Consider the following 4,041-nt stretch of genomic DNA (forward strand, 5'->3'; position numbering starts at 1 on the left):
GGGGAGGCGGGCCGCCGGGTCCGCCTGGGCCGGGGCCGGGGCCACCTGGACCTCCCGGACCCGGTCCGCCCGGACCAGCGGGCGGCGGCGGAGGAGGCCAGGAGGAGCCGCCCGGGGCTTCCCAGCCCGGAGGAGGCGGGGGGTTGCTCATCTGGTCACGTCCTTCCAGGTCAACTGACCGCAATGCAAGCCTAGTGTGCAGTAAAACCATGACATCGTGAGCCTCCGGGTGTGGAGGTACAAGGCCACACTCCCCTCGGTCCCTGTGGAGGGGATACTGGATGAGACGCACGCGAGGAGACTTTTGTGCATAACTATTTCGACACATATGTCGTCGTGGTCGTACTGCTCCTCGTGGGCGCGGGGATCGTCGGCGGCGGGCTCGCCGCGAACCGGATGCTGCGTCCGAGCCGTCCCACCGCGGAGAAACTGACCACCTACGAGTGCGGTGTCGACCCTGTCGGGGAAGGCTGGGCGCACTCGTACGTGCGGTATTACGTCTTCGCCTACCTGTACGTGGTGTTCGCCGTGGACGCCGTATTCCTGTTCCCTTGGGCAACGATCTTCTCATCCCCCGGCTATGGGACGACGACGCTCGGCGAGATGTTCGTGTTCCTCGGGTTCCTCGCCACCGGCCTCGTGTACGCGGCCAAGAAGGGCGTCCTCTCCTGGGTCTGACCCCCGCGGCCGCGGGGTCTGCGGGGTCGATCGCCGGTCCGAACCTCTGGCCGGACACCGGCGGACTGTAACAATGCACCCGTGGGCACTATCGATCTACCACCGCCGACCGTCGGACCGCTGTCGCGGCTGGCGCCCAAGCCGATCAAGTTCGTGCTCAACTGGGGCCGCCGCTACTCGCTGTGGGTCTTCAACTTCGGCCTGGCCTGCTGCGCCATCGAGTTCATCGCGACGTCGATGGCCAGGCACGACTTCATCCGGCTCGGCGTGATCCCGTTCGCGCCCGGTCCCCGGCAGGCCGACCTCATGGTCGTTTCCGGAACCGTCAGCGACAAGATGGCGCCCGCGGTGCGCCGCCTGTACGAGCAGATGCCCGAGCCGAAGTACGTCATCTCGTTCGGCGCCTGCTCCAACTGCGGCGGGCCGTACTGGGACTCCTACTGCGTGACCAAGGGCGTCGACCAGATCGTCCCGGTGGACGTGTACGTCCCCGGCTGCCCGCCCCGGCCCGAGGCGCTGCTGCACGGCATCGTCCACCTGCAGGAGAAGATCGCGGCGGAGTCGCTGGGCGACCGCTACAGCGGCGCCGAACCCGTCACGCCGCCGCCTCCGCCCCGGCCGATGGAGGCGACGGTCCTGCGCCGCCCCCTCCTGCCGCCTCCCCCCGAGAACGGGGACGACGAGACGTTCGAGCACTGGGACGTGATGGCGGAGGAGACGGGCGAGAACGCGGAGGCCCCGGCCGCCGAGCCCGTTCAAGGGGCGGGGGCGGAGGACGAGACCATGCCCGTCCAGCACCTGGGAGACATGCCGGAACCCGCGGCCCCGCCTCCCGCCGAGCCCGAGGCGCCGCCGCCGTCCGTCCGGCCGGACGAGGACGAGACGCGTCCCGTTCCGGTGGCGGAGGAGCCGGCCGCGACGCACCCCGCGGACGACGTCACTCTCCCCGTCCCGACCGTGGAAGACGAGCTTCCTACCGGTCCCGTTCCGATCGTCGAGGACGAGCAGCCCACGGGGCCCGTCCCGGTCGTGGAGGACGAGGAGCCCACCGGTCCCGTTCCGATCGTGGAGGACGAGCCGGCGCCGTCCGACGAGCACGATCCGTCGATCATCCCGGGCCTGACCGACGACGGGCACGACGACGAGATCGGGCGCGACCGGTGAGCGGCGAGCCCGCCCCCGGCGGGGACCTGGCCGACGCCTGGACCGCCCGCTTCGGCGACGAGATCAGCACCGAGGAGACGCCCGGCGGGCTCGCCGTCGGGGTCCCGCCCGAGCACTGGGTGGCCGCGCTGACGTTCGCGCGCGACGACCTGTCCTGCGGGTTCTTCGACTGGCTGACCGGCGTGGACGAACTGGACGAGGGCTTCGCCGTCGTCGTCCACGTGTACTCGCTGGAACGCCGCCACCACCTTCTGATCCGTACCCGCGTCCCGAAACGGGCCCCGGTCCTGGCGACGGCCACGGCCGTGTACCGGGGAGCCGCGTGGCACGAGCGGGAGACGGCGGAGATGTTCGGCGTCCTGTTCGAGGGCCACCCGAACCTCGTCCCGCTGCTGCTGCCGGACGGCTTCGAGGGGCATCCCCTCCGCAAGGACTTCGTGCTCGCCTCCCGGGTCGCCAAGCCCTGGCCGGGTGCCAAGGAACCGGGCGAATCGGGCCACGGCGCGCCGAGCCGCCGCCGCGTGCGCCCGCCCGGGGTGCCGGACGATTGGGGCCCGAATGCTTGAGATCGTCGTCAAGCTGGCCCTGGTCGCCGCCGCGTTCGCGCTGCTGCCCCTCCTCGTGGGCCAGGCCGAGCACAAGGTGATGGCGCACATGCAGGGCCGCCTCGGACCCATGTACGCGGGCGCCTTCCACGGCTGGGCGCAGCTCGTCGCCGACGGGGTGAAGTTCGCGCAGAAGGAGGACGTGGTCCCGCGGGACGCCGACCGCTGGGTGTTCAAGCTGGCCCCCGGCGTGGCGATCGTGCCGTACCTGCTGGTCCTGCTCGTGATCCCGGTCGGGCCGGACGGGCAGGTCGCGCTCGAACTCGACCTCGGGCTCTTCTTCGCGCTCGCCGTGATGGGCGTCGGGGTGATCGGCGCGATCATGGCGGGCTGGGCGAGCGCGAACAAGTACTCGCTGATCGGCGGGATGCGGGTCGCGGCGCAGCTGATGTCCTACGAGCTGCCGATCGTGTTCGCCGCGTCGTCGGTGGCGATGGCCGCGGGCACGCTGTCGCTGTCGGGCATCGTGGAGGAGTGGCGCTGGTGGTGGCTGCCCTGGCAGGCGGTCGGCGCCGTGGTGTTCTTCGTCGCGGGCCTCGCCGAGCTGCGCCGCCCGCCGTTCGACATGCCGGTCGCCGACTCCGAGATCATCTTCGGCCCGTACACCGAGTACGGCGGGCTGCGTTTCGCGCTGTTCATCCTGGCCGAGTACGCCGGGATCGTGGTGCTGTGCGCGCTGACGACCGTGCTGTTCCTCGGCGGCTGGAAGGGCCCGTTCCTGGACACCGAGCTGGGCTGGCTCTGGACGCTGCTCAAGGGGGCGGCGCTGGCGTTCTGCGTCATCTGGCTGCGGGTCAGCTACCCGCGCATGCGCGAGGACCAGTTGCAGAAGCTCGCCTGGGCCTGGCTCGTCCCGCTGTCCCTCGCCCAGCTCGCACTGACGGGCGTCCTGAAGGTCGCGCTCTGACCGCGGGGTCGCGGCCGGGAGTCAGTGCAGGAAGATCGTGAAGTCGGCCATCTGGGGAAGGACGTCGGGCGGGATGTCGGCGTCTACCGCCATCTCCTCGGCGGACACGAACCCGCCCGTCTCCTCCCGGCGCCGGACGATGCGTTCCACCATCTCGGGTGTCATGCCGGGCAGGGCGGCGAGGATCTCCTCGGGCGCGTGGTTGACGTCCACGAGGCCGCCGTCGTCGTAGGTGCGGGGCACGTCGGGACGGCCGATCCGCAGCTCGTGGGCGAGGGCCGGGTCCTCGGCGGCGAGCGCCCTGGCCTCCTCGCGCAGCGACCGCCGGTACTTGGCGACCTCGATGGCGTGCTGGTTGCGGCGGTTGCGCGGGCCCTCGCGGGGGAAGACGGACGACCGGATGGCGAACGCGTGCCCGGTGCCGGCGATCCACAGCAGGATCGCCATGAACGTTCCGAGAACGGCGAAGACCGGGTCGCCGAGCCCCATCAGGGTCACGACGGCGCCCGTGCCCACGCCGTACCCGGCGGCGGTGACGCCCAGGCCCCACGACCCGCGCCGGGCGGCCGCGTAGAAGAACGAGAACGGCGTCCCGTAGCCGAGGGTGACGAACGGCACGAACGCCCACAGCACGCCCCGGGCGGTGTCCTGCGACGGCACCGGGAGGGGCGGGGGCGGCGGTGGCTG

At 71.5% G+C, this 4,041-nt stretch carries 5 protein-coding genes; 4 read left to right on the top strand and 1 reads right to left on the bottom strand.

From position 1 onward, the window contains the following. The first annotated feature begins 306 nt into the window (after positions 1-306). The 4 genes from E1281_RS38160 (at position 307) to E1281_RS38175 (ending at position 3,354) form a co-directional block, all read left to right on the top strand. Positions 307-678: an NADH-quinone oxidoreductase subunit A gene (locus E1281_RS38160; RefSeq protein WP_131884570.1), complete on the top strand. Its 372-nt coding sequence runs from the start codon at positions 307-309 to the stop codon at positions 676-678. 81 nt (positions 679-759) lie between these two features. Further along, complete coding sequence (gene nuoB, locus E1281_RS42755; RefSeq protein ID WP_131884571.1) at positions 760-1,842, top strand: NADH-quinone oxidoreductase subunit NuoB; 1,083 nt, start codon at positions 760-762, stop codon at positions 1,840-1,842. Next, positions 1,839-2,408 (top strand): NADH-quinone oxidoreductase subunit C, encoded by a 570-nt coding sequence (locus E1281_RS38170; protein ID WP_243717786.1) that lies wholly within the window; start codon positions 1,839-1,841, stop codon positions 2,406-2,408. The genes nuoB and E1281_RS38170 overlap by 4 nt, the downstream gene beginning before the upstream one ends. Then, positions 2,401-3,354, top strand: coding sequence for a complex I subunit 1 family protein (locus E1281_RS38175; protein WP_131884572.1), 954 nt, complete (start codon positions 2,401-2,403; stop codon positions 3,352-3,354). Before E1281_RS38170 ends, E1281_RS38175 begins: the two co-directional genes overlap by 8 nt. A 21-nt stretch (positions 3,355-3,375) precedes the next feature. Here E1281_RS38175 and E1281_RS38180 read toward each other — a convergent pair. After that, positions 3,376-4,041: helix-hairpin-helix domain-containing protein (locus E1281_RS38180; protein ID WP_131884573.1), on the bottom strand; the 666-nt coding region annotated here is incomplete at its 5' end.

Origin of the sequence: Actinomadura sp. KC345 (assembly GCF_004348515.1) — a bacterium.
In the GTDB taxonomy this organism is placed as follows: domain Bacteria; phylum Actinomycetota; class Actinomycetes; order Streptosporangiales; family Streptosporangiaceae; genus Spirillospora.

What these genes read in the sequence shown, in the direction of transcription:
- E1281_RS38175 (WP_131884572.1), top strand. Translation starts at nt 2,401, where the DNA reads ATGCTTGAGATCGTCGTCAAGCTGGCCCTGGTCGCCGCCGCGTTCGCG.